Genomic DNA, 23,503 nt, shown 5'->3' on the forward strand with positions numbered 1-23,503 from the left:
GGCCGGAAATGCCTTGTCGATCAAAGGGCCTTCTACTGTGCATGGGGTTGTTTTTCGACTTTTTGTTCGAGCGACGTGAAAGGACCTGGTGCGGGCGACCCGGCTCGGTCGCCCTTCCCTTTCCACGGCGCATCCGGCATCGGCGCATACACAGCATGCACGCATGAGCCTGTGGCCGGCCGCCAAGCCGTAGTACACGGCGCTTAGCCCACCGGAGCGACGCGCGAACGCAATGACAATCACGTTACCCGCTGCCGCGCGCGAGCCCGATCACCCCGCTTCCGACGGCCTGCCGACCGCGCGGCGGCGCTGGGCGATCGCCGCGATCTTCACCGCGCTGGCGATGGCCTCGCTCGACACCGCGATCGCCAACATCGCCCTGCCCGCCATTGCCGCCGATCTGCACGTCAGCCCGGAGCAGTCGGTCTGGGTCGTCAACGTCTACCAGATCGCGCTGGTGGCAACGCTGCTGCCGCTCGGAGCGCTCGGCGAGATCGTCGGGCACCAGCGCATCTATCTCGGCGGCTTGATCCTGTTCACCATCGCCTCGTTGTTCTGCGCGGTGGCGTGGTCGCTGGACAGCCTCCTGGTCGCGCGGACGCTGCAAGGTCTGGGCGCCAGCGGTATCATGAGCGTCAACACGGCGCTGGTGCGCTTCGTCTATCCCGGACGGATGCTCGGTCGCGGCTTCGGCCACAACGCGCTGGTGGTCGCGACGGCGTTCACCTTCGGGCCGTCGATTGCGTCGGCCATCCTGGCGTTCGGCCCGTGGCCCTGGCTGTTCGCCGTCAATATCCCCTTCGGCCTCGTCGCGATCGGCATCGGCTTTGCGATGCTGCCGAAGACGCCGCGCGCCGATCACGGCTTTGATTTCCTCGGCGCGATCCTGGCGTCGGCTTGCCTCGGCCTGTTCATCACCGGCATCGGCAGCGCCGCGCACAATCTGTCGCCGGTACTCGTGGGCATCGAGCTGGTCGCGGCGCTCGCGCTCGGCTTGATCCTGACGCGCCGGCATGCCGATCACCCGGCGCCGATGCTGCCGATCGACCTGTTCGCCCGGCCGATGTTCGCGCTGTCGGCGGCGACGGCCGTGTGCTCCTTCGCAGTCCAGGGCCTCGCCTTCGTCTCGCTGCCGTTCTATTTCGAGGACGTGCTCGGCCGCTCGCAGGTCGAGACCGGGTTCTTCATGACGCCATGGCCGCTGGTGGTCGGCATCATGGCGCCGATCGCCGGACGCCTCTCCGACCGCTATGCCGTCGGCCTGCTCGGCGGCATCGGCCTCGTGCTGCTCGGCCTCGGCATGGCGCTGCTCGCGACGCTTCCCGCCAACCCCGCCATTGCCGACATCATCTGGCGGATGGTGATCTGTGGGATGGGATTCGGCTTCTTCCAGGCGCCGAACATGAAGGCGGTGATGTCGAGCGCACCGCCACATCGCAGCGGCAGCGCCTCGGGCATCGTCGCCACCGCACGCCTGACGGGACAGACGACCGGCGCCGCGCTTGCCGCCGCCTGCTTTGCGCTCGCCGGCCACGAGGGCGCAACGCTGGCACTGGCGCTCGGTGCCGGCTTTGCCGCCCTCGGCAGCGTCATGAGCTTCCTGCGGCTGGCGGTGAAGTAAGCCGTCAGGCCGCCGTCACGCCGACATTCGCCGGAATGACGGTCTCATCGTCCAGCGCGGCCAGACGCTCATCGATAGCAGCGATCACCTTGCGCGAGAACGGTCCGAGATGGGCATAGGCCGCGATCATCTGCACGGCGATACGTGCGGACGAGGTGTCACGCTTGGCGCAATTCATGAAGGTCTGCCAGAGCGGCCCCCGTGCCTCGGGAAGGGCGGTGACCACCTTGTGCACCGTCTCCATCGCCCCGAGCCTGGCGCGGATATCTCCTTCGGCGAGCTCGGGACGCTGCCTGGATCGGTCGAGCAGCGTCATCAGGCGGTCGACGCGCCCTGCATAGGCTGCGGGGCTATAGGTGTGCTCCAGCACCCGCTTGTAGTCCGTCAGAATGTCGCGCAGCGGCCGGACCGGATCGAAGTTGATGCCGGCTGTGCATTGATCGGCACCGATGGTCGGCGCCACATCGTGGCCCGGATGCAGCCGGCCTTCGCGCTCGAGGCGGCGCGTGAGCTGCGTGTTCGGCAACGCATAGAGCAGGCCGACCATGGCGACGGGAATCGCGGCCTCCTCGATGAATTCGATCATCGCCTCCGCCATCGAGACCTTCTCGTTGTCGAAGCCGACGATGAAGCCCGCGGTGACGAGCATGCCGGCGGCGTAGATCTTGTGGATGCTCTCGGCGATGTTGCGCCGCGTGTTCTGTTTCTTCCGCATCGCGACCAGCGTCGCCGGGTCCGGACTTTCGATGCCGACGAAGATGCCGAAGAAATTGGCCGCACCCATCAGCTCCAGGAGCTCCGCATCGTCGGCGAGGTTGACCGAGGCTTCCGTGGAGAATTCGAAGGGATAGCCGTGCGTGCGCTGCCATTCGGCGAGCCTTGGCAGGAATTGCCGCAGCGACTTCTTGTTGCCGATGAAATTGTCGTCGACGAAGTCGAGATGGCCGCGGTAGCCCATCTTGTAGAGCGTCTCGAGCTCGACGAACATCTGCTCGACCGTCTTGGTCCGCGGCACGCGGCCGTAGAGCTCGATAATGTCGCAGAATTCGCAGGTGAACGGGCAGCCGCGGGAATATTGCACTCCGAGATAGAGATAGTCCTCGAACTTGAGCAGGTCGAAACGCGGCACCGGCGTTTTGGTGACGTCGGCCTGGAACTTCGGCGCGGTAAAGACGCCGGAGCGTGCCCCGCTCTCCCAGGCCGCGATGAAGTCGTCGATGACGCTCTCGGCCTCGCCGAGCACCCGGAAGTCGGCCTTGTCGTAGATGTGCGGGCTCGAAGTCGGATCGGGACCGCCGACGACAACCGGCTTGCCCGCCGCGCGACACATGTCGATCAGGCGCAACGTATCCGCCTGCTGCGGCAACATGCCGCCGGTGAAGACGACATCGGCCCAGGCGAGATCGTCGTCGCCGAGCGGCGCCGTGTTGCAGTCGATCAGTCGGACCGTCCAGCTCTCGGGCAACATCGCGGCAACGGTGATCAGGCCCAAGGGGGCGGCAGGGCGCTTGACGCCCATCACTTTGCAGGATTCGCCAAAGCTCCAGAAGGACTCTGCCGAGAACAGCGGGTAGAGCAGCAGCACGTTGCAGGGGCTTGGCACGTCGATGGAACTCCTTTTGCGTCGACGCAGTGTAGCAAAGCGCGGTCGTCTTGCATCCCGGCAAAACGGACAAACTGTCGCTCGGCCCCATGCGCTGGAACCGCGGAGGTCGCCTCAGGCCCGGCAACTGGCGCCTGAAGAGAGGTCTTGCGGCAGCCGGGCAAGGCAAAAACCGGCTTGATCCCTGTTCTTCACGCGGCGACCAGATTCTCGGGCCGCCACCCCTCGGACTGTTGATTTGAACCGTTCCAGTTTGCCGGACACATTGCGCGCCTGAGTTCAATCGGTGGATTGGGCCAATCAGGGGACTGCGATGGCTAACCTAACAATCAACGGAAAAACCTTCACCCTCGACGTCGAGCCGGATACGCCACTGCTGTGGGCGATCCGCGAGAATGCCGGCCTGACCGGCACCAAATACGGTTGCGGCATCGCACAATGCGGCGCCTGCACGGTTCACATCGAAGGCGTTGCCACCCGCTCCTGCGGGGTCTCGGTCAGCGAGGCCGAAGGCAAGAAGATCACCACGATCGAGGGGCTCGCCTCGGGCGACACGCTGCACAAGGTGCAGGAAGCCTGGATCGCCCAGGACGTGCCGCAATGCGGCTATTGCCAGAGCGGCATGATCATGGCGGTGGCCGCACTGCTGAACGAGAAGCCGAAACCGACCGACGCCGATATCGATGAGGCCATCACCAACATCTGCCGCTGCGGCACCTTCCAGCAGGTGCGCGAAGCGATCCACACGATCGCCAGCGCGTAAGGAAATCCCCACATGAACAAGCATGTCTCGCCGCGGCTCAACCGCCGCGCCTTCGTCATCGGCACGGCCGCGGTCGGTGCCGGCCTCGCCATCGGTCTCGACATCCCCTTCGGCGGCCCCGCCGTGGTCCGCGCCGCCGACGGCTCGCCCGAGATCGGCGCCTGGGTCGTGGTCAGGCCGGACGACACCGTGGTGATCCGCATCGCCCGCTCCGAAATGGGCCAGGGTTCGCTGACCGGCCTCGCCCAGCTCGTCGCCGAGGAGCTCGAGTGCGACTGGACCAAGGTCACGACCGAATACCCGACACCCGGCACGAGCGTCGCCCGCAAACGCGTCTGGGGCGATTTCTCGACCGGCGGCAGCCGCGGCATCCGCTCCTCGCAGGACTATGTCCGCAAGGGCGGCGCCACCGCGCGCGTGATGCTGATCCAGGCCGCCGCCGACGGATGGAAAGTGCCGGCCTCCGAATGCACGGCCGAAAACAGCGTCATCACCCATAAGCCGTCGGGCAGAACCACGACCTACGGCAAGGTCGCCGAAGCCGCCGCGAAGCTGACGCCGCCGGCCGATGTCAAGCTGAAGGATCCCAAGGACTGGAAGCTGATCGGCAAGGGCGTGAAGCGGCTCGACACCCTCGACAAGACCACCGGCGCCATGATCTACGGCGCCGACGTCAAGCTGCCGGGCATGCTGAACGCCGCGATCAAGGACTGCCCGGTGTTCGGCGGCAAGCTGAAGAGCTTCGACGAAGCCAAGATCGCCAGCATGAAAGGCGTCAAGAAGGTGGTCAAGGTCGGCGACACCGCGGTCGCCGTTGTCGCCGACACCTGGTGGCACGCCAAGACTGCGCTGGAGGCGCTGCCGATCGTCTGGGACGAGGGTGACAACGCCAAGGTCTCCAGCGAGTCGATTGCGAAATGGCTGGCCGAGGGCCTCGACGATGCGCAGCCGGCCTATGTCGGCAACAAGAACGGCGATGCCAAGGGGGCGATTGCCAGCGCGGCCAAGAAGATCGAGGCCGTTTACTCCTATCCCTACCAGAACCACGCCACCATGGAGCCGATGAACGCCACCGCGCTCTACACCGCGGATAAATGCGAGGTCTGGTGCGGGACGCAGAACGGCGAAGCGGCGTTCGCAGCGGTGCTGGAGGCCTCCGGCCTGCCGGCGGAGAAGTGCGACGTCCACAAGGTGATGCTCGGGGGCGGCTTCGGCCGGCGCGGCCAGACCGATTATGTCCGTCAGGCCGTGATGATCGCCAAGCAGATGCCGGGCACGCCGGTCAAGCTGTTGTGGTCGCGCGAAGAGGATATGGCGCACGGCAGGTATCACCCGATCACCCAGTGCAAGATGACCGGCGCGTTCGATGCCAACAACAATCTGGTCGCGCTGCACTATCGCCTGTCCGGGCAATCGATCCTGTTCTCGCTGCGTCCCGAAGCGCTGCAGAACGGCATGGATCCGGCCGCCTTCCAGGGCGTCGCCCAATCCGGCGAGGCCGCGTTCGGCTATTCGGTGCCCAATCTGTTGATCGAGCACGCGATGCGCAACCCGCACGTCCCGCCCGGCTTCTGGCGCGGCGTCAACGTCAATCACAACGCGATCTACATGGAATGCTTCATGGACGAGCTGGCCCAGGCCGCAGGCCAGGACCCGCTCGAATTCCGCCGCAAGTTGATGGGCAATCACCCCAAGCACCTTGCGGTGCTCAATGCGGTCGCCGAGAAGATCGGCTGGGACAAGCCGGCGCCGCAGGGCGTCTATCGCGGCATCGCGCAAGTGATGGGCTATGGCAGCTATGTCGCCGGCGCCGCCGAGATTTCGGTGACCGAGGGCAGCAAGATCAAGGTGCATCGCATCGTCGCCTCCACCGATCCCGGCTACGTCGTCAATCCGGCGCAGGTGGAGCGACAGGTCGCGGGCTCCTTCGTCTATGGCCTCTCCGCGCTGTTCTATGGCGGCTGCACCGTCAAGGACGGCAAGATCGAGCAGACCAACTTCGACACCTACAATTCGATGCGCATCAACGAGATGCCGAAGGTGGAGACGGTGATGGTGCCGAGTGGCGGGTTCTGGGGCGGTGTCGGCGAGCCGACCATCGGCGTCGCGGCGCCGGCGGTGCTCAACGCGTATTTCGCCGCGACCGGCAAACGCATCCGCGCGGTGCCGCTGCGCGACCAGAACATCACCTTCGCCTGAGACACACGGCGGCGGCCACGACGGCCGCCGCCGCCCGCTGTTCCGGACAAGTCCCATGAATGTGCCGGTGACACGGCGGAATGCCGTCCTCGGCATCACCGCTGCGGCCGCATCGCTCGCCACACCTTCGATCCTGCGTGCGCAATCGGCAGGCCGCATCGTCGTGGTCGGCGGCGGCTTCGGCGGCGCGGCCTGCGCGCGTGCGCTCAAGCGCGCCGGCGCGGACCTGCAGGTCACCCTGATCGAGCCGAACAAGGTCTTTGCCTCCTGCCCGTTCAGCAACGAGGTGATCGCCGGACTGCGCAAGATGGAGAGGCAACATTTCGGCTATGGCAAGCTCGCTGCCGAGGGCATCGCCGTCGTCGCTCAGGCCGCGACGACCATCGACACGCAAAAGCGTAGCGTGACCACAGCCGATGGCACCGCGTTTGCCTATGATCGTCTCGTGCTGTCGCCCGGCATCGACTTCCATGTCGAAGCCCTGCCCGGCTACGACGAGGCGGAATCGGAGAAGATGCCGCATGCCTGGAAGGCCGGCGCGCAGACGCTGCTGCTGCGCAAGCAGCTGGAAGCGATGGAAGATGGCGGCACGGTCGCCATTGCAGTCCCGGCCAATCCCTCGCGCTGTCCGCCTGCGCCATACGAGCGCGCCAGCCTGATCGCGCATTATCTGAAGACGAACAAGCCGCGCTCCAAGGTTCTGATCCTCGATGCCAAGGACAATTTCTCCCAGCAGCGGCTGTTCGAGAAGGCTTGGAAGGAGCTCTACGGCGACATGATCGAGCGCATCGCGCTGTCGCAAGGCGGCCGCGTGACCTCGGTCGATCCGGCGACCAGGACCATCGTCACCGAGTTCGGCAACTACACGCCCGATGTCGCCAACGTCATCCCGCCGCAACGTGCGGGGCGCGTTGCCGAGATTGCGGGCGCTGCAGATGCGACCGGCTGGTGCCCGATCGATCCCGTGAGCTTCGAGTCGAAACTCGCCCCGAACATCCACGTCATCGGCGATGCCTGCCTTGGCGGCGGCATTCCCAAATCGGCATCGGCCGCAAGCGGACAAGGCAAGGCCTGCGCCGCCGCCATCGTCGCTTTGCTCGCGGGCCGCACGCCGGAGCCGCCACGGCTGACCGGCATCTGCTACAACATTGTCGCACCCGGCTACGGCTTCTCCCTTGCCGGCAATTACCAGCCAAAAGGCGACATCTTCGCCGAGGTCGAGGGCGGCGCCACCAGTCCGGTCGAAGCGCCGCGCGAATTGCGCGCGCGCGAGGCGACTGAAGCCGAGCGCTGGTTTCAGGCCATCACGACGGATTGTTTTGGCTAGGATATGACGAGACGAAGCAATCGCCACGAACAAGGTGCGCCCCCTCCCCCGCCTGCGGGGGAGGGCTGGGGAGAGGGTGTCTCCACAATCGAGAGCCTCCAAGAGGAAAGAGCCCTCACCCGCCGCTGCGCGCCGACCTCTCCCGCAAGCGGGAGAGGTAAGTGGAGTTCGCGACGACATCATGCACCCCATCCGATATCTGCAACTGCGGCAATCATCGTAGCGAGCCTCTCCTTCGCCTCGCCTGCCGAAACAGACGAACTCTTGCCCTACACAATCGTCAACGACGGCATTCCCGCCTCGCTCACAGGCTCCCCCGGCGATGCCGCGCGCGGACGCGCTCTGGTGCTGGCGCGCACCACGACCTGCATCCTCTGCCATTCCGGCCCGTTCCCGGAAACACGGTTCCAAGGCGACCTCGCGCCCGACCTTGCGGGCGCCGGGAACCGATGGACGGTGAGCCAGTTGCGGCTTCGACTGGTCGATGCCTCGCGCTTCAACCCGGAGACCATCATGCCATCCTATTATCGCGCCGACGGCCTCGTCCGTGTCGGACGCAACTTCGCCGGCAAGCCGATATTGTCGGCCGCCGAGGTCGAGGACATCGTGGCCTTTCTTGCAACGCTTCGCGATTAGGACTGTTCATGCCAACCACGCGACGACAATTCCTGAGCCTCGCCGGAGGCGTCACGGCCGCCGGGACGATCCCGGTCGTCACCCTGCATCCGCTTCAAGCAACACCCGCGATGCTCAATCACGCGATCCGCAATATCGTCGGCGAGGCGCCGCTTCGCACCGGCAGGGTGAAGCTCGACATTCCGCCGCTGGTCGAGAACGGCAACGTGGTGCCGATGACCGTGAGCGTCGCAAGCCCGATGACGGCAGATGACCACGTCAAGAGCATCCACGTCTTCAACGAGAAGAACCCGCAGCCGAACATCGGCAATTTCTATCTCGGCCCCTCCTCCGGCCGGGCCCAGGTCTCGACCCGGATCCGCCTCGCCGACACCCAGAAAGTGGTGGCGATCGCGCGCCTGTCCGACGACACGTTCTGGCAGGTCGCCGCCGACGTGGTCGTGACGCTGGCCGCCTGCACCGAGGAGATGAACTGATGGCCGCACTCATCAACGTTCCCGCCAAGGCCAGGCGCGGCGATGTCATCGAGATCCGCGCGCTGACCTCGCACATCATGGAGACCGGCTTTCGCCACACCGTGGACGGCAAGCTGGTGCCGCGCGACATCATCACGAGCTTCACCTGCCGCTACAACGGCGCCGAGATCTTTCGCGCCGATCTCTTTCCGGCGATCGCGGCCAATCCGTATTTGTCGTTCTTCACCGTCGCCAAGGAGAGCGGCAAGCTCGAATTCGAATGGATCGGCGACAACGGCTATTCGTCCACCGCCTCGGCATCGATCACGGTCGAATGAGCGCCTGGCGCGCGATAGCAGCGGCGGCACTGGTCGCTGCGGCCCCTGCCTTGCTCGCCGGTGAGATTCCGCCCGATGCGCGCCGGTCCGGCTATTCGTTCATGGGTCCCGACACCCGCGCGATGCAGGATGACGACACTTCCAATCCCGGCATGCTGTTCGTGCTCGATGGCGAACAGCTATGGGGCAAGAAAACCGGCAGCGCGGAGAAGGCCTGCGTGGACTGCCATGGCGACGCGCGCGGCAGCATGAAGGGCGTCGCGGCGCGCTATCCCGCCATCGACAAAACGCTTCACCGCCCCGTCACCCTCGAGCAGCGCATCAATCTCTGCCGCGCCAATCATCAGCAGGCAACGCCGCTGCCCTACGAGAGCCGCGACCTCCTTGCGCTCTCCGCTTTCGTCGCCCATCAATCGCGCGGCGGCGCAATCACCGCCGGAGACGATCCGCAGGCAAAACCCTTCGTGCAGCAAGGCCGCGAACTCTTCATGCAGCGCGAGGGCCAACTCAATCTCGCCTGCACCAATTGCCACGACGACAATTTCGACAAGCGCCTCGCAGGCGCGCCGATCACGCAGGGACAGCCGACCGGCTATCCGCTCTACCGCCTGGAATGGCAGACGCTGGGTTCGCTGGAGCGGCGCTTGCGCAGCTGCATGAGCGGCGTGCGCGCCCAGGCCTATGATTACGGCTCGCCTGAACTGGTCGCGCTCGAGCTCTATCTGATGTCGCGCGCGCGCGGCCTGCCGATGGAGACGCCGGCGGTGCGGCCCTGAAGTGAAAGCGGCCGGCATCCGCCGGCCGCTTCGAACAAGCTCGCGCCGTTGCCTATTCCGCCGGCGCCGCCGACATCTCCGGATGCGCGGCATAGTGTTCGCTGGTGCCGAGCTTGCTGGCCGCGAACAGGCCGGCGGCCATCGCAGCGTAAGCCAGCGCGACCGCCGGCGTGACGCCAAGGCCGCCGCCAATGCCGACGGCCTCACCGTGCATGAAGCCGAAATAGGTGAGCACGGCACCGACCAGAGCAAACGCCGAAGCCTTCTCGAAATCCCGCTCGATGATGAAGACGCCGATCGCGCCGAGGACCAGGCCGCCGAGGATGGAGCCGCCACCCATCACCTCAAGACCGTGATAGAACACGCCCTGCTGCGGCAGCGCGGCGATCGCGGCCGCCTTGACCGCGTCGGCCTTGTCGGCGGCCATGCCGCCGACGGTCGCCGCCGCATTCATGGTCGAGCCGAGCATCGTGTCGATCTGGAGCTTGGCCCAGGCGGCCAGATGCGGCGTCAGCGCCAGCACGATCGCGGGCGCGTGCTTGACCGGCGTGGTCTGGAACGCCTGCGCGCCGATCAGCATGCCGATATAGAGCAGGATCGGTGAGATCGCGACAACGGGCACGAGTGCCAGCAGCACCGAGATGATGCCGAACCAGGACAGCACGACCACCATGATGCCGGTCGCGGCGGAGTAACCGATGCGGCCGCCCATCGCCTTCCAGCCGGGATGGCCGATATAGACGGCGTTGATGAAGGGATTGCCCATCAGGCAGCCGATCAGGCTGACGACGCCGTCGGCCGTGAGCACCCGCGTGGTCGGATATTCGTCGCCGGCCGCTTCCGCGCTCTCGACATTGTCCATGGCCTCGACGAGGTCATAGATGCCGAATGGAATGGCGGTGACCAGAATGATGCCGAGGAATTCGAAGCCGGAGAAGACGTAGCCCAGCGCCGGTATCGGCACCGAGAAGCCGAAATTGGCGAAGGCAGCGCCAACGCCGGCGATGCTCAAGCCGCCGAGGCCGAGCCCGAACAGGTTCGAGCCCCAGGCGATGACCATGCCGACGGCAATGGCGACCAGGCCTGCGGGAATGCCGCGCCAGTATTTCACACCGCCGAACCAGCTCACCAGGATGATGGCGAAGCAGACCAGACCGATCTGCGGCGTCATGTACATTTCCAGCGCCGGCCGCATCGAGATGAAGGTGACGGAGACGCCGGCAAGCGTGCCGAGCAGCGCCGCGCGCGGCGTGATCTTGCGAATAAACGGCGCAATGAAGCCGCCGATCATCAGAATGAAGCTCTGGAAGAACACCCAGACCAGGCCCGCGGACCAGCCCTTGAGCGGATCACCGGTCTTCAGGGTGATCGGCAGCATGATTACGAAGGTGACGATGAACATGTGCGGCACGCTGACGCCCGAGGGCAGCGCACAGACATCGTTGCGGCCGGTCTTCTGCGCCAGACGGTAGGCAAGGTAGGCGTAGTAGAAGGTCGAGAGGCACATCATCAGCCCGAGCGCGGGCAGGATGCGGCCGAACACCAGACTGTCCGGCATCTTCAGGACGAAGCGCAACAGGCCCGTGAGCACCAGCATGTTGACGAGGATGTTGGTGCCGAAGCCGAAAAACGCATTCCAGTCGCCCGACGTCCATAATGCCGGCTTGAACCCGGACGTATCGATCTCAGACTTGCCGGCCGTCCCCGTCAATGTGCTCATGATGTCACCCCCTCAAGTGGTCGAAATTCTCATTGCCTCCAAGACTGCGGCTGAGGTTGCGACCCAGCCGAAGATGCCGCCCTGGGCCTTGATCATCTTCAGGCCCATCTCGTGAAACTCGGGGAAGTAGGACGCGCAGCCGTCGGAGATGACGACGCAGCGGTAGCCGCGGTCATTGGCCTCGCGCACCGTGGTGTTGACGCACACTTCAGTGGTGACGCCGCAGACCAGCAGGTTTTCGATGCCGTATCTCTCCAGCACGTCATTGAGCTCGGTGGCGTAGAACGCGCCCTTGCCGGGCTTGTCGATCACGACCTCGCTGTCGAGCGGATAGAGCGCGGAGATGATGTCGTGACCGGCCTCGCCGCGAATGAGGATGCGGCCCATCGGGCCGGGATCGCCGATGCGCAAGGACGGCGCGCCGCGCTCGACCTTCGCCGGGGGCGCGTCGGAGAGATCGGGCAGATGGCCCTCGCGGGTGTGGATCACCAGCATGCCGGTGTCACGCGCCGCATTCAGCACCGCGCCGATCGGCTTCACCGCGCGCGCAAGCTGGCTGACGTCGTTGCCGAGCGTCTCACCGAAGCCGCCGGGCTCCATGAAGTCGCGCTGCATGTCGATGATCAGAAGTGCGGTGGCGGACCAGTCGAGTCTGATCGGCTCGGGCTCGGCGCTGATGACGCCCAATGTCGGCTTGCTCAAGTCCAGCATGACGCCCGCCCCTTGCGAGAACTGCGCCAGGAGTTCTGCAAGCGGCGTGCCATTGTGTACAATCGCGACGGCGCGCAGGCCGCGAAAGAATTTGCTGCGTGCTCAGAAGGTTACGCGAGCGATCGGCGCCTGCTCATTCCCTGTGCGACGGCTTTGCGACGTGCATTTGCTTAAAGGATAAGCGGCCTTGGCCATCATTCCGGGGCGCGACGAAGTCGCGAACCCGGAATCCATCGGGCGGCAATATATGAGGTGAAATGGATTCCGGGTTCGCGCTACGCGCGCCCCGGAATGACGAGGAGAAACTACCGCCCCGCCCCATACAGCCGCCGATGCTCTTCCTCATAGGGCGCATAGGAATCCTTCAGCGTCGCCATGTTGAGCAGCATGGTCGCCACCACCGCACCGGCCTTGTCGAACACGCGCGTCTTGGCCCAGGCGCTTTCGGTGCGGCGGCTGCCGGAGAGCGCGATCACCTCGCGCTCGACCTCGTAGTCCTCGTCGACGAAGAGCGGGCCTTTCACCAGGCGGATCTCCTGATCGGCGAACAGGCCGACGGCCGGGCCCTTGGCCGGCAGCGGATCGTCCTTGGAGCGGTACTGGAACAGGACGCTCAGCATCTCCATCGGGATGATCGGCCTGCGCCACGGATTGTCGGCGCCCGAGTAATACGGCGAGCTCTCCGTGATGACGGCCAGCTTCTGGCGCAGCGAGAAGGGATAGAGATCACCCATGATCTGGTCGAACGCCATCCGCACCGTCTGGCGCTTGCCGGTCTGAGCGACCTTCACATCGCGCAGGATCACGGGATCGGCCAGCGGCTTGAGCTCGGCAAGGCGGGCCTCCAGCGCCGTCGCCGCGTGCGGTTCACCGACCGAAGCCGTACCGCGCAGCACCTCGGTGCCGTCGCGCTTGACCATCTGGATCTGGCACTGGCTGGTGCCGGGCAATGGCTTCGACAGGATCGCCTGCACCTCCTCGCCCTCATAGCAGACGCTGCGATAGTGCGCGGACAGACATCCGGTCTCGAACCAGGCCTGTCCCCACAATCGCGCGCCGAGCGGGGCGAACTGACTGAAATGCGTCGGGCCTTCGATGGTGCCGCCCTTGAAACCGAGCTTCTGCGCGGTGGCGTCGTCGTGGATCGAGGCATGTGCGTCGTAAGTTTGTGCCTGCAGCATCTGACGCGGCTGGCGCCACGGCCCAATCAGGGTCTCGGTTGTCTCTGTGATTTCGGTGTCGAATGCGTTTGCAGTCATGACGTTCTCCGCTCGCAAGCCATGACTAGCAGGAGCGCCACGGATGCGGCTAGCCGTATTGACTTCGCCGGCCCATGCCTTTGACTGCGCTCACCCCGCCTCACAAGCTGCGACTCCTCCCGCAGCGCAATATTCCCGCCGAACCAGGCCACCAAGGACTCTTGAAATGACGCTGATGCAGGTCGAGCTGGACGACAAATACCGGCTCGAATCGAAGCGGATCTTCCTGTCCGGCACACAGGCCCTGGTCCGCCTGCCCATGCTGCAGCGCGAACGCGACCGGCTTCAGGGGCTCAACACCGGCGGCTTCATCTCCGGCTATCGCGGTTCCCCGCTCGGCATGTACGACCACGCGCTGTGGCGCGCGAAGTCGCACCTCCAGCAGCACGACATCGCCTTCGTGCCCGGCCTGAACGAGGACCTCGCGGCAACCGCCGTGTGGGGCAGCCAGCAGGTCGGCCTGTTTCCCGGCGCCAAGGTCGATGGCGTGTTCGGCATCTGGTACGGCAAGGGCCCCGGCGTCGATCGCTCGGTCGACGCGCTCAAGCACGCCAATGCGGCCGGCACCGCACTCAACGGCGGCGTGCTCGCGCTCGCCGGTGACGACCATGGTTGCCAGTCCTCAACGCTGGCGCATCAGAGCGAGCAGGTGTTCGCCGCCGCCCTTATCCCCGTGATCAACCCCGCGACGCTCCAGGACTATCTCGATCTCGGCCTCTACGGCTTCGCGCTGTCGCGCTTCTCCGGCTGCTGGGTCGGCTTCAAGGCGATCAGCGAGACCGTCGAGAGCTCGGCCTCGATCTATAGCGACCCTGAACGCGTCAAGATCGTGCTCCCCGACGATTTCGAGATGCCGCCCGGCGGCCTCAACATCCGCTGGCCCGATCCGCCGCTGGAGGCGGAGAAGCGCCTGTTCGGGCCGAAGATGGCCGCGGTGCAGGCCTTTGCCCGCGCCAACCAGCTCGATCGCATCGTGCTCGATTCCAAGCCCGCGCGGCTCGGCATCGTTGCGACCGGCAAGGCCTATCTCGATCTGCGGCAGGCGCTGGCCGACCTCGGCATCACCGACAAGGACGCGCAGGATCTCGGCCTTCGCATCTACAAGGTCGCGCTGACCTGGCCGCTGGAGGAAAGCGGCGCGAAGCGCTTTGCGGAAGGTCTGCAGGACGTGCTCGTGGTCGAGGAGAAGCGCGGCTTCATCGAAGACCAACTGATGCGCATCCTCTACAACATCGATGCCTCAAAGCGCCCGACCGTCACCGGCAAGCGCGACGAAAGCGGCGCGCCGCTGCTGCCGAGCGAGGGCGAGCTGACGCCGACCATCGTGGCATCCGCGCTGGTGGCGCGCCTGCGCAAGCTCGGCCATCATAGCCCGGTGCTGGAGCAGCGCCTCGCCCGGCTCGAGGCGTTCGACCAACCCGTCACCACCAACACGCAGATCAAGCTCGCGCGCACGCCGTTCTTCTGCTCGGGCTGCCCGCACAACACCTCCACGCGCGTACCGGAGGGGAGCCGCGCCATGGCCGGCATCGGCTGCCACGGCATGGCCCTGAGCATGCCGACCCGCCGGACCGACCTGATCTCGCATATGGGCGCCGAGGGCGTGAACTGGATCGGCCAATCGCCCTTCACCACCGAGCAGCACATTTTCCAGAATCTCGGCGACGGAACCTATACCCATTCCGGTCTTCTGGCGCTCCGCGCCGCTTCCGCCGCCGGCATCAACATCACCTACAAGATCCTCTACAACGACGCGGTCGCGATGACCGGCGGCCAGCCGGCCGAGGGCGCCTTCAACGTCGCGCAGATCGCGCACCAGGTCTGGGCCGAGGGCGTCAAGCGGCTTGCGATCGTCTCGGACGATCCGGGCAAGTATCCCCAAGGCAACTACTTCCCGCAAGGCGCGACCATCCATCACCGCCGCGAGCTCGATGCCGTGCAGCGCGAGCTGCGCGACATCAAGGGCCTCACCGTCATCATCTACGACCAGACCTGCGCCGCCGAAAAGCGCCGCCGCCGCAAGCGCGGGCTCTATCCCGATCCCGCCAAGCGCGCCTTCATCAACGAGCTGGTCTGCGAAGGCTGCGGCGATTGCTCGCAGGCGTCCAACTGCGTCTCGGTGCAGCCGCTGGAGACCGAGTTCGGCCGCAAGCGCCAGATCGACCAGTCCAACTGCAACAAGGATTTTTCCTGCGTCGAGGGCTTCTGCCCGAGTTTTGTGACTGTGCACGGCGGCACGCTGAAGCGCATGAAGACCTCGGCGGTGGATACCGGCCAGCTGTTCGCCGACCTGCCGCTGCCGCCGGCGCGTGAGCTGGACGGTCCCTACAACATCCTCGTCACCGGGATCGGCGGCACCGGCGTCATCACCATCGGCGCGCTGCTCGGCATGGCCGCCCATGTCGACGGCCGCGGCTGCTCGGCGCTCGATTTCACCGGCCTGTCGCAGAAGAACGGCGCGGTGATGAGCCATGTGCGGATCGCGCCGAAGCCGGAAGATATCTCCGCGGTCCGCATCACCACGGGCGGTGCCGACGTCATTCTCGGCTGCGACATGATCGTCTCGGCCGGCCCCGCCGCCCTCAGCCGCACCGAGCGCGGGGTGACGAAAGCCTACATCAACGCCGATCTGCAACCGACTGCGAGCTTCGTGCAAAATCCAGATCTCGACTTCGAGATGGGCACGATGCAGACCGTGCTGCGTGATGCGATCGGCGACCAGAATCTGGACATTATCGACGCGACGGGCATTGCCGCCGCGCTGATGGGCGACAGCATCGCGACCAATCCCTTCATGCTCGGCTTCGCCTTCCAGAAGGGCGCGATCCCGCTGTCGCTGGAGGCTTTGCTCCGCGCCATCGAGATCAACGGCGCCGCGATCGAGATGAACAAGCTCGCCTTCACCTGGGGCCGCCTCGCTGCCCACGACATGTCGCGGGTGCGCAGCGTGCTGCAGTTCAAGAACCGTGCGTCCGCGCCGACCAAGTCGCTCGACGACATCATCGCAACACGCGCCGAATTCCTGACCTCCTATCAGGACAAGGCCTATGCCGATCGCTATCTCGCGGCCGTCGCCAAGGTGCGCAAGGCGGAGAATGCCGCCTCGCCCACGTCTACGGAGCTGACCGAGACGGTCGCGAAGAACCTGTTCAAGCTGATGTCCTACAAGGACGAGTACGAGGTCGCGCGGCTTTACACGGATGGCAGCTTTGCCAAGAAGGTGTCTGAGAAATTCGACGGCGAATTCACGCTGAAGTACCAGCTGGCGCCGCCGATCTTCGCCAAGCGCGACAAGACGACGGGTCGACTCCAGAAGCAGGAGTTCGGCGGCTGGATGATCCATGCCTTCCGCGTGCTCGCCAGGCTGAAATTCCTGCGCGGCAGCGCGTTCGATCCGTTCGGCCGCACCGAGGAGCGCCGGACCGAGCGCAAGCTAGTTGCGGATTATCTGGCGATGATCAACCAGCGGATCGCCGGGCTGAAGGCGGAGCAGATTCCGTTGCTGGCAAGGCTCGCCCGCGTGCCCGAGACGATCCGCGGCTTTGGCCACGTCAAGGAAGCCAACGTCAAGCTCGCGGCAGCCGAGACGGCGCGGCTGGAAGCGGAGCTTGAGAACAGCCGTTTTGCCGCGGCGGCGGAATAAAGACTGGGGCCAGCTCTCTCCACGTCATTGCGAGGAGCCCTTGCGACGAAGCAATCCAGAGTCTCGCACACACTCAGTGTCATCGCCCGGCTTGACCGGGCGATCCAGTACTCAGAGGCAGCTGTGATTCTTCGATGGGCCGCGGCGTACTGGAAGCCCCGCTTTCGCGGAGCATGACAGCGGTGGGGATGGCTGGACCGACGCCAACGCGCCCGGCAGCGGTCTCACGTGTCACCGCCCCCTCCGCCAGATGCCGTCCCGCGATATAGCCGAACGTCAGCGCCGGTCCTAACATGATGCCCGGCCCCGGATAATGCCCGTTCATGATCGAGCCCATGTCGTTGCCGCAGGCATAGAGGCCGGCGATCGGAGCGCCATCCGCGCGCAGCACGCGGGCCTGCGCGTCGACCTTCATGCCGATCGCGGTGCCGAGATCGGCCGGATGAATGCGCATCGCGAAGAACGGCGCCCGCCTGATCGGGGCCACGCAAGGGTTGGGCTTGTGGCTGATGTCGCCGAGATGGCGCTGATAGATGGTGCTGCCGCGGCCGAACTCGGGGTCGCGGCCCTCCTCGGCATCGGCATTGTAGTTCACGATCGTCGCCGTGAGGGTGGACGGCTTGACGCCGATCCTGGCGGCGAGCTGCGCGACATCGGGTGCCTCGATCAACTCGCCGCTCGCCACAAAACGCCGATAGAGGCGCGTGAACGGCCTGATGCGGCCAAGACCGTAAGCCCACAGGAAGCGGCGGTCGCAGATCAAGTAGAACGGCCGGTCCGGCTCGCCGTTGCCGTCGCGCAGCATGGCCAGCACGAAGTCGTGGTAGGACAGCGCCTCGTTGACGAAGCGCCGGCCCGCCGGATTGACGGCGATCACGCCCGGCTTGGCGCGGTCGGTCACCATGTGCGGGAATACGCCGCGGCTGCCGTCGGCCCTGGCGAATAGCGAGGCCGGCGCCCAATAGGCCGGGCTGGTCGCGTCTGTGTTGAGCGCGGCACCTGTCGCTGCCGCGAGCCGCAGCCCGTCGCCGCTGCTGGAGATGTTGGCCGCCGAGACAAATCCGGCCGCCGCGGGAAAGAGACGCTTGCGCAACACGGCGTCGTGCGAAAAGCCGCCGGTTGCCAGCACCACGCCGCGGCGCGCTGCGATCGGCCGGTCGCGGGAGCCATGGCGGATCACCACGCCGTTGACGCGATCGCCCTGCATCGAGAGGTCTTCGACCTCGGCGCTGAAGAAAACTTCAACCTGCCGCGCCAGCAGCGAGGCGTACAGCCGCGCGGCAAGCGCGTTGCCGAGATGCAGCGTCGTGCCACGCAGGCTTCGCAGCCGTTGCAACGCATAGGCCGAAACCAGCCGCGCCGCGCGCATGGTCGAGCGCAGCGATTTTCCAACTCTGCGCAAATGCGCAATGTCGAGACGATTGACCATCATCCCGCCGAACAGCGTGACCTCCGGCAGCGGTGGCCGCAGGCGCGCAAAGCCCTCGCCCAGCCGCCTGCCGTCGAAAGCAACCGGCTCCAGCACGCGGCCGCCTGATGTTGCGCCCAGTCGTTCCGGATAATAATCCGGAGAGGCCTTCACCGGTTGGAGACGAACTTCCGTGTTGGCTTCGAGATAGGCGACCGCCTCGGGCCCGCGCGTGAGGAAGGCGGCGCGCAGGCCGGCATTGGCGGGCTCGGGCACCGTGCTCGACAGATATTGGACGGCATCGGCGACACTGTCGGAGAGCCCGGCCTCCTTCATTTTCGCATTGGCAGGGATCCAGACCATGCCGCCGGACCAGGCCGTGGTGCCGCCGACGAACGCGGTCTTCTCGATTACGAGCACGCGCAGGCCTTCGGCAGCGGCCACGGCCGCCGCCGTCATGCCACCGGCACCGGCACCGATGACGATGACATCGTAGGTCTCATGCGCCGGCATCATGCGGCGGTGTTCCCGGGACGAGGCATGACATTGTCATACCTCGGCCGTGAGCCCGCAGCTAGCGCTGCGGCTTGCGCTCGATCGGGTCGATGTCGATCGCCCGCAGGCGGCCGAGCCGCAGCACATCCATGGCGAGCCGCCGGCCGATGCGGTCGCGATCGAGCACGCGGATCAGATCGTCGACGCCGTTGATCTCGACGCCATCGAGCCTGATCACGACGTCGCCGGGCAGCAGGCCCGCCCTTGCCGCAGGGCCGTCAGGCTCGATCTGCGCGAGCAGCGCGCCCATCTTGTTCTCGATGCCGGCCAGCACCGCGTGCCGCCGCGGCACCGGCGCGGTCTGCCCGGCAACGCCGATATAGGCGCGGCGGACATAGCCGTGGCGGATGATCTCCGACAGCACGAATTGCGCGGTGTTGCTGGCGACCGCGAAGCAGATGCCCTGCGCACCGTTGATGATGGCGGTGTTGATGCCGATCACCTCGGCATGCGACGACACCAGCGGCCCGCCGGAATTCCCCGGGTTGAGCGCGGCATCGGTCTGGATCACGTCTTCGATGGTGCGCCCGCTCACGGAGCGGATCGAGCGGCCGAGCGCCGAGACCACGCCGGCCGTCACGGTCGATTCGAAGCCGAGCGGATTGCCGATCGCGATCACGAGCTGGCCGCGACGCAACGTCTTGGAATTGCCGAGCGCGGCATAGGGCAAATGGCGCACGCCGTTGGCGCGCAGCAAAGCGAGGTCGGTATCGGGATCGACACCGAGCACCTGGGCGTCGCCGACATGACCCTCGACATCGCGCAGCCGGATCTCCTTCGAGGTGCCGACCACGTGGCTGTTGGTGAGGACGAGCCCGTCCGGCGAGATCACGATGCCCGAGCCGAGCCCGCCGCGTTCGCGGCCGTTCGGCACCTTCGGCCCGGTCTCGACCCGCACGACCGCGGGGCCGACCCGGTCGGTGACGTCGATCACGGCATTGGAATAGGCGTCCAGCAACGCCCGGTCATCGACCGGGGCAGAGGGGGTCGTTCGCGATGACGGCGTGTCATCGACGATGTCTGAAGTGAAATCCAGCATGGCAAGAGTCCTTGAAGGCTCACACAGATGGTGGCCTGTTCGCTGCCGCGCAAGGTGCCCGCCTGGCGCGCAGGGCTGGACTGCCCAGATGGCTAGGGCGCCCGCCTGAGCGAACCGCCTCTCGCCTTGACCGGATCGAGCAGCGACCAGTCGCCGTCCGGCAGCACGTGGCCCTTAGGGAACGGCGCGCGCAGCTCGAGCCCAAGCGAGCGCAGCACGCGGTCGTCGCGGTAATAACATTGCAGCACGACGCGCACGAGCGTTGCCGCGGGCACGCCGCCGTGCTTGCGGAACACTGGCGCCACGGCATCGCGCCTCTCGGCATCGAGCCCCGCGAGCGACCCTCCCGCGAGCTGCGCCAGGTGATCGAGCGCAGCGACCACGGGCCTGGTGTCCCGGCCGAGCGTTGCCAGGATGTCGGCCTGGATTGCGGGGTCGTCGGCGCCGGGGACCCCATACTCGTCACTGGCGGGAATGATCATCGCGGCGATGGTGCGCAGGTCCTGGCGCTGCCGCGGCGTGAGGGTGAGCTCTTCAGCCATGTCGTCCTCTCGTGGAAACTTTGAGACCAAAATGAAGGTGCGCTCCCTCCCCCGCTTGCGGGGCGCGACGAGCTTCGCTCGCGCTGGGAGGGTTGGGGAGAGGGTGCTTCCGCAGAGAGACTCCCCCAGCGGAGAGAACCCTCACCCGGCGCTGCGCGCCGACCTCTCCCGCAAGCGGGAGAGGTGCACTGACCTCGCGGCTCGCTTCGGTCCACATCATGATCAATCGAACAAATTGGCGAGGCGCTGCTTCATCTGGTCGGCGATGTAGAGCGCGAGGGCCTGGATGGTGGAGGTCGGGTTCACGCCGCCCGAGGTGACGAAGATGCTGCCGTCGACGATGAAAAGATTCTTGACGTCGTGGGTGCGGCCCCATTCGTTGACGACGGAGCGCGCCGGGTCCGTGCCCATCCGCGCGGTGCCGAGCAGATGCCAGCCGCCCCAGGGGATCGGCGAGTTGATGCAGATGTCGGTCGCGCCTGCCGTCTCCAGAACCTCCCGGCCGCGGGCGAGTGCATGCTCCATCATCTTCCGGCTGTTCTCGCTGATCGTGTAGTCGATCTTCGGCGCGGGAATGCCGTGGCTGTCCTTGAGCACGGGATCGAGCGTGACCTGGTTGTGCTCCTCCGGCAGATCCTCACAGATCGCGGAGAAACCCAGGCGATGGCCATTGAGCTTGCGGAAGATACGGTGATGATCCTCGCCCCAGGGCAAAATGCCCTTCTGCTCGCTGACGACGGCCTCGAACACCGGGCCCGCGCCGCGCACGAACTGCACGCCATAGCCGCGCACGAAGCCGCGCGACAGGTCCGTGTCATACCACTGCTTGCTCCACAGGCAGGTCGGCGGCGCGCGGTTGCTGTCGGTCGGCTCCTTCACATAGCCGTAGATCTGCGCATAGGGGTGGAACATCAAATTCTTGCCGACGAGGCCCGATGAATTGGTAAGCCCGTTCGGGAAGCGGCTGGACGCCGAGTTCAAGAGCAGCCGCGGCGTGCCGACGCCGTTGCAGGCGATGATGACGACATGCGCGGGCTGGAACTGCTCGACACCGTCCTTGTCGTAATAGACCACGCCCGAGGCCATGCCGTTCTCGTCGGTGGTGATCTCGCGTACCCGGCAATGGGTGCGCAGCTCGACGCCGGCGCGGATCGCATGCGGCCAATAGGTGATGTCGGTGGAGGACTTTGCGCCTTGCGCACAGGCCGGCGTGCAATGGCCGAGATTGATGCAGCGCGCCCGCCCCTCATAGTCCATGGTCGCGACCGTGGTGTCCGACGGCCACCAGTGCCAGCCGAGCTCGTTCATGGCCTTGCCGATGATGGCGCCGGACAGGCCGAGCGGCTGCTGCGGCATCGGCGGATGCGTCAGCGGCGAGAGCGGATCGCCTGAGAGGCCCGACGTGCCCATCATGCGGTCGTTCTCCTCGAAGAATGGGGTCAGCGCGTCGTAGTCGATCGGCCAGTCGTCGGCGACGCCGTCCAGCGTCTTCACCTTGAAATCGGAGGGATGCAGCCGCGGCCAATGCGCGGTGTACATCACCGTCGAGCCACCGACCGCATTGTAGTTGACGACCTTGATCGGCGAATTGTCGTCGTTAATCGGATAGTCCTCGGGCCGGCCGCGCACGTTCGGGCTCGACGACCACTCGCCGTAGAATTTGGCCTCCCAGTCCCGGCCCGTGCTGGGATATTCCGCCGGGTTCATCCAGCCGCCCTGCTCGAGGCAAAGAATGTGCATCTTGGTCTCGGCCAGCGACCACGCCACCGCCGCGCCCGAAGCGCCGGCGCCGATGATCAGGACGTCCACGGGGTCTTTCATCGCAACCTGTTCCTCCCGCCTTCGCCGCTTTCCGGGCGATTCGGCCTGCACGGTTCGCAAGGCCCGTGAACGATAGGGTCAGAGCGGCCGGGGAGTAAAGCCGCGAGGCCGGAATGTCACACTTCGCGGGGTGCAGACCATTGGTATCGCCATATCCGGATGCTAGGAACGGGCAGACTAGCAATCGATAGCGAGACCACATGTCCTTCCGAAATGTCTTTGCCGCCGCCCGCGCTTTCGCGCTTGTTTGGTTTTGCGCCTTGCCCGGCTTGCTGGCGTCGTCCCAGCCAGCCTCCGCGCTGACCGCCGCCGCGACGGCCCGCGACGGCAATTCCATCCAGCTCGGCGACGTCACCTACCGGCTCGACGGCGTCGACGCGCCGGAGCTGGACCAGGTCTGCATCGACGATCACGCCGATCCCTGGACCTGCGGCATCGAGGCGCGCGACCAGTTGGCCAAGCTGATCAACAAGCGGACCGTGCGCTGCGACGATGTCGGGCCGGAGAAGAGCTTCGGCAAGCGGCATCGGGCGATCTGCACGGCCGAGGGCGACAAGGCCAGCCTGAACGAGCAGTTGATCAAGCTTGGCTTTGCCGTCGCGAGGGAGCCGATCAAGGCGAACGTCAAGCCGGCGGCGTCCGAAGCCAAGACGGCGTCGGCCGGAATCTGGAAGGGCTGCTTTGTTGCACCGCAAGACTTCCGCGCCGGCAAGAGGGACGGCGCACTCCTGGGCTCGGCCTGCCGCCAGGACCGCGACAAGGAAATTCGCGCCGTGCTGTTTCCGGAGGAGCTGACGATGCCGCCGAGCTGCAGCATCAAGGGCAAGCTTGCGGTGCGCGCGCGCGTCACCGGCAATATCGGCATCTATCATTTGCGGGGCTGCCCGAGCTACCCGGCGACCACCAAGCCGGACCGCTGGTTCTGCTCGGAGGACGACGCCCAGGCGGCCGGCTTCCGCAAAGCCTATAATTGCCGCCGCCCGAAGTGAACAAAGTGCTTCACGCAGCCGTGAGTAGTAGTCCGGCACCGTATTGATCCGGAATTGAGCTAAGCCGGGACTTGCTGCATTTGTATGCGTACGCAAGC

General features: G+C 65.9%; 18 protein-coding genes. 10 read left to right on the forward strand and 8 right to left on the reverse strand.

The window, feature by feature from the left end:
- Window positions 1-232: 232 nt before the first annotated feature.
- A complete protein-coding gene (locus D6B98_RS08705) occupies window positions 233-1,621 on the forward strand; it encodes an MFS transporter (RefSeq protein WP_126256583.1) in 1,389 nt (462 codons plus the stop codon).
- Window positions 1,622-1,625: 4 nt separating this feature from the next.
- Here D6B98_RS08705 and D6B98_RS08710 read toward each other — a convergent pair whose 3' ends face one another.
- Entirely contained in the window at window positions 1,626-3,230 is a 1,605-nt protein-coding gene (locus D6B98_RS08710) for a B12-binding domain-containing radical SAM protein (RefSeq protein WP_126256584.1), read from the reverse strand.
- Window positions 3,231-3,537: 307 nt separating this feature from the next.
- Between D6B98_RS08710 and D6B98_RS08715 the strand changes: the two genes are divergently transcribed.
- From D6B98_RS08715 to soxA, 7 genes are all read left to right on the forward strand, one after another.
- A complete protein-coding gene (locus tag D6B98_RS08715) occupies window positions 3,538-3,987 on the forward strand; it encodes a (2Fe-2S)-binding protein (RefSeq protein ID WP_028135089.1) in 450 nt (149 codons plus the stop codon).
- Between the two features lie 12 nt (window positions 3,988-3,999).
- Window positions 4,000-6,186 carry a xanthine dehydrogenase family protein molybdopterin-binding subunit gene (locus D6B98_RS08720; RefSeq protein ID WP_126256585.1) on the forward strand — a complete coding sequence of 729 codons (2,187 nt, stop codon included), beginning with the start codon at window positions 4,000-4,002 and terminating at the stop codon, window positions 6,184-6,186.
- A 55-nt stretch (window positions 6,187-6,241) separates the two neighbouring features.
- Window positions 6,242-7,513, forward strand: coding sequence for an NAD(P)/FAD-dependent oxidoreductase (locus tag D6B98_RS08725; protein ID WP_126256586.1), 1,272 nt, complete (start codon window positions 6,242-6,244; stop codon window positions 7,511-7,513).
- 264 nt (window positions 7,514-7,777) lie between these two features.
- A complete protein-coding gene (gene soxX / locus D6B98_RS08730) occupies window positions 7,778-8,149 on the forward strand; it encodes a sulfur oxidation c-type cytochrome SoxX (RefSeq protein ID WP_430644536.1) in 372 nt (123 codons plus the stop codon).
- A gap of 8 nt (window positions 8,150-8,157) precedes the next feature.
- Window positions 8,158-8,625, forward strand: a complete 468-nt coding sequence (locus D6B98_RS08735) for a SoxY-related AACIE arm protein (protein ID WP_126256587.1) — start codon at window positions 8,158-8,160, stop codon at window positions 8,623-8,625.
- The gene (soxZ, locus tag D6B98_RS08740) at window positions 8,625-8,942 is read left to right on the forward strand and encodes a thiosulfate oxidation carrier complex protein SoxZ (RefSeq protein ID WP_126256588.1); all 318 of its coding nucleotides are present in this window, start codon (window positions 8,625-8,627) and stop codon (window positions 8,940-8,942) included. Before D6B98_RS08735 ends, soxZ begins: the two co-directional genes overlap by 1 nt.
- Window positions 8,939-9,718 carry a sulfur oxidation c-type cytochrome SoxA gene (soxA, locus tag D6B98_RS08745; RefSeq protein ID WP_164718476.1) on the forward strand — a complete coding sequence of 260 codons (780 nt, stop codon included), beginning with the start codon at window positions 8,939-8,941 and terminating at the stop codon, window positions 9,716-9,718. The genes soxZ and soxA overlap by 4 nt, the downstream gene beginning before the upstream one ends.
- A 52-nt stretch (window positions 9,719-9,770) precedes the next feature.
- On the opposite strand, the gene D6B98_RS08750 is transcribed toward soxA, so the two are convergent.
- The 3 genes from D6B98_RS08750 to D6B98_RS08760 all read right to left on the reverse strand — a co-directional run bounded on the left by D6B98_RS08750 (window position 9,771) and on the right by D6B98_RS08760 (window position 13,408).
- Window positions 9,771-11,438, reverse strand: a complete 1,668-nt coding sequence (locus D6B98_RS08750; protein ID WP_126256590.1) for a regulator — start codon at window positions 11,436-11,438, stop codon at window positions 9,771-9,773.
- A gap of 12 nt (window positions 11,439-11,450) precedes the next feature.
- Complete coding sequence (locus D6B98_RS08755; protein WP_126256591.1) at window positions 11,451-12,149, reverse strand: cysteine hydrolase family protein; 699 nt, start codon at window positions 12,147-12,149, stop codon at window positions 11,451-11,453.
- A 305-nt stretch (window positions 12,150-12,454) separates the two neighbouring features.
- Entirely contained in the window at window positions 12,455-13,408 is a 954-nt protein-coding gene (locus D6B98_RS08760; protein WP_126256592.1) for a hypothetical protein, read from the reverse strand.
- Between the two features lie 166 nt (window positions 13,409-13,574).
- Between D6B98_RS08760 and D6B98_RS08765 the strand changes: the two genes are divergently transcribed.
- Window positions 13,575-17,051 carry an indolepyruvate ferredoxin oxidoreductase family protein gene (locus D6B98_RS08765; protein ID WP_126256593.1) on the forward strand — a complete coding sequence of 1,159 codons (3,477 nt, stop codon included), beginning with the start codon at window positions 13,575-13,577 and terminating at the stop codon, window positions 17,049-17,051.
- Window positions 17,052-17,130: 79 nt separating this feature from the next.
- On the opposite strand, the gene D6B98_RS08770 is transcribed toward D6B98_RS08765, so the two are convergent.
- The 4 genes from D6B98_RS08770 to D6B98_RS08790 all read right to left on the reverse strand — a co-directional run bounded on the left by D6B98_RS08770 (window position 17,131) and on the right by D6B98_RS08790 (window position 22,416).
- On the reverse strand, window positions 17,131-18,975 hold the full coding sequence (locus tag D6B98_RS08770; protein WP_126256594.1) for an FAD-dependent oxidoreductase: 1,845 nt from the start codon (window positions 18,973-18,975) through the stop codon (window positions 17,131-17,133).
- Window positions 18,976-19,033: 58 nt separating this feature from the next.
- On the reverse strand, window positions 19,034-20,053 hold the full coding sequence (locus tag D6B98_RS08775; protein ID WP_126256595.1) for a S1C family serine protease: 1,020 nt from the start codon (window positions 20,051-20,053) through the stop codon (window positions 19,034-19,036).
- Between the two features lie 92 nt (window positions 20,054-20,145).
- Entirely contained in the window at window positions 20,146-20,595 is a 450-nt protein-coding gene (locus D6B98_RS08780) for a hypothetical protein (protein WP_126256596.1), read from the reverse strand.
- A 222-nt stretch (window positions 20,596-20,817) separates the two neighbouring features.
- Window positions 20,818-22,416, reverse strand: a complete 1,599-nt coding sequence (locus D6B98_RS08790) for a GMC family oxidoreductase (protein WP_126256598.1) — start codon at window positions 22,414-22,416, stop codon at window positions 20,818-20,820.
- A 200-nt stretch (window positions 22,417-22,616) separates the two neighbouring features.
- Between D6B98_RS08790 and D6B98_RS08795 the strand changes: the two genes are divergently transcribed.
- Window positions 22,617-23,405, forward strand: a complete 789-nt coding sequence (locus tag D6B98_RS08795; protein WP_126256599.1) for a thermonuclease family protein — start codon at window positions 22,617-22,619, stop codon at window positions 23,403-23,405.
- Window positions 23,406-23,503: the final 98 nt, after the last annotated feature.

Origin of the sequence: Bradyrhizobium sp. LVM 105 (genome assembly GCF_003957705.1) — a bacterium.
GTDB lineage: Bacteria > Pseudomonadota > Alphaproteobacteria > Rhizobiales > Xanthobacteraceae > Bradyrhizobium > Bradyrhizobium frederickii.

Excerpts from the sequence above, each read along its gene's own strand:
- D6B98_RS08750 (WP_126256590.1), bottom strand. The coding sequence starts at position 11,438 with ATGAGCACATTGACGGGGACGGCCGGCAAGTCTGAGATCGATACGTCC.
- D6B98_RS08760 (WP_126256592.1), bottom strand. The coding sequence starts at position 13,408 with ATGACTGCAAACGCATTCGACACCGAAATCACAGAGACAACCGAGACC.
- D6B98_RS08705 (WP_126256583.1), top strand. The coding sequence starts at position 233 with ATGACAATCACGTTACCCGCTGCCGCGCGCGAGCCCGATCACCCCGCT.
- D6B98_RS08790 (WP_126256598.1), bottom strand. The coding sequence starts at position 22,416 with ATGAAAGACCCCGTGGACGTCCTGATCATCGGCGCCGGCGCTTCGGGC.
- D6B98_RS08720 (WP_126256585.1), top strand. The coding sequence starts at position 4,000 with ATGAACAAGCATGTCTCGCCGCGGCTCAACCGCCGCGCCTTCGTCATC.
- D6B98_RS08780 (WP_126256596.1), bottom strand. The coding sequence starts at position 20,595 with ATGGCTGAAGAGCTCACCCTCACGCCGCGGCAGCGCCAGGACCTGCGC.
- D6B98_RS08795 (WP_126256599.1), top strand. The coding sequence starts at position 22,617 with ATGTCCTTCCGAAATGTCTTTGCCGCCGCCCGCGCTTTCGCGCTTGTT.
- D6B98_RS08765 (WP_126256593.1), top strand. The coding sequence starts at position 13,575 with ATGACGCTGATGCAGGTCGAGCTGGACGACAAATACCGGCTCGAATCG.
- D6B98_RS08715 (WP_028135089.1), top strand. The coding sequence starts at position 3,538 with ATGGCTAACCTAACAATCAACGGAAAAACCTTCACCCTCGACGTCGAG.
- soxA (WP_164718476.1), top strand. The coding sequence starts at position 8,939 with ATGAGCGCCTGGCGCGCGATAGCAGCGGCGGCACTGGTCGCTGCGGCC.
- D6B98_RS08725 (WP_126256586.1), top strand. The coding sequence starts at position 6,242 with ATGAATGTGCCGGTGACACGGCGGAATGCCGTCCTCGGCATCACCGCT.
- D6B98_RS08770 (WP_126256594.1), bottom strand. The coding sequence starts at position 18,975 with ATGATGCCGGCGCATGAGACCTACGATGTCATCGTCATCGGTGCCGGT.
- D6B98_RS08775 (WP_126256595.1), bottom strand. The coding sequence starts at position 20,053 with ATGCTGGATTTCACTTCAGACATCGTCGATGACACGCCGTCATCGCGA.
- D6B98_RS08755 (WP_126256591.1), bottom strand. The coding sequence starts at position 12,149 with ATGCTGGACTTGAGCAAGCCGACATTGGGCGTCATCAGCGCCGAGCCC.
- soxZ (WP_126256588.1), top strand. The coding sequence starts at position 8,625 with ATGGCCGCACTCATCAACGTTCCCGCCAAGGCCAGGCGCGGCGATGTC.
- D6B98_RS08735 (WP_126256587.1), top strand. The coding sequence starts at position 8,158 with ATGCCAACCACGCGACGACAATTCCTGAGCCTCGCCGGAGGCGTCACG.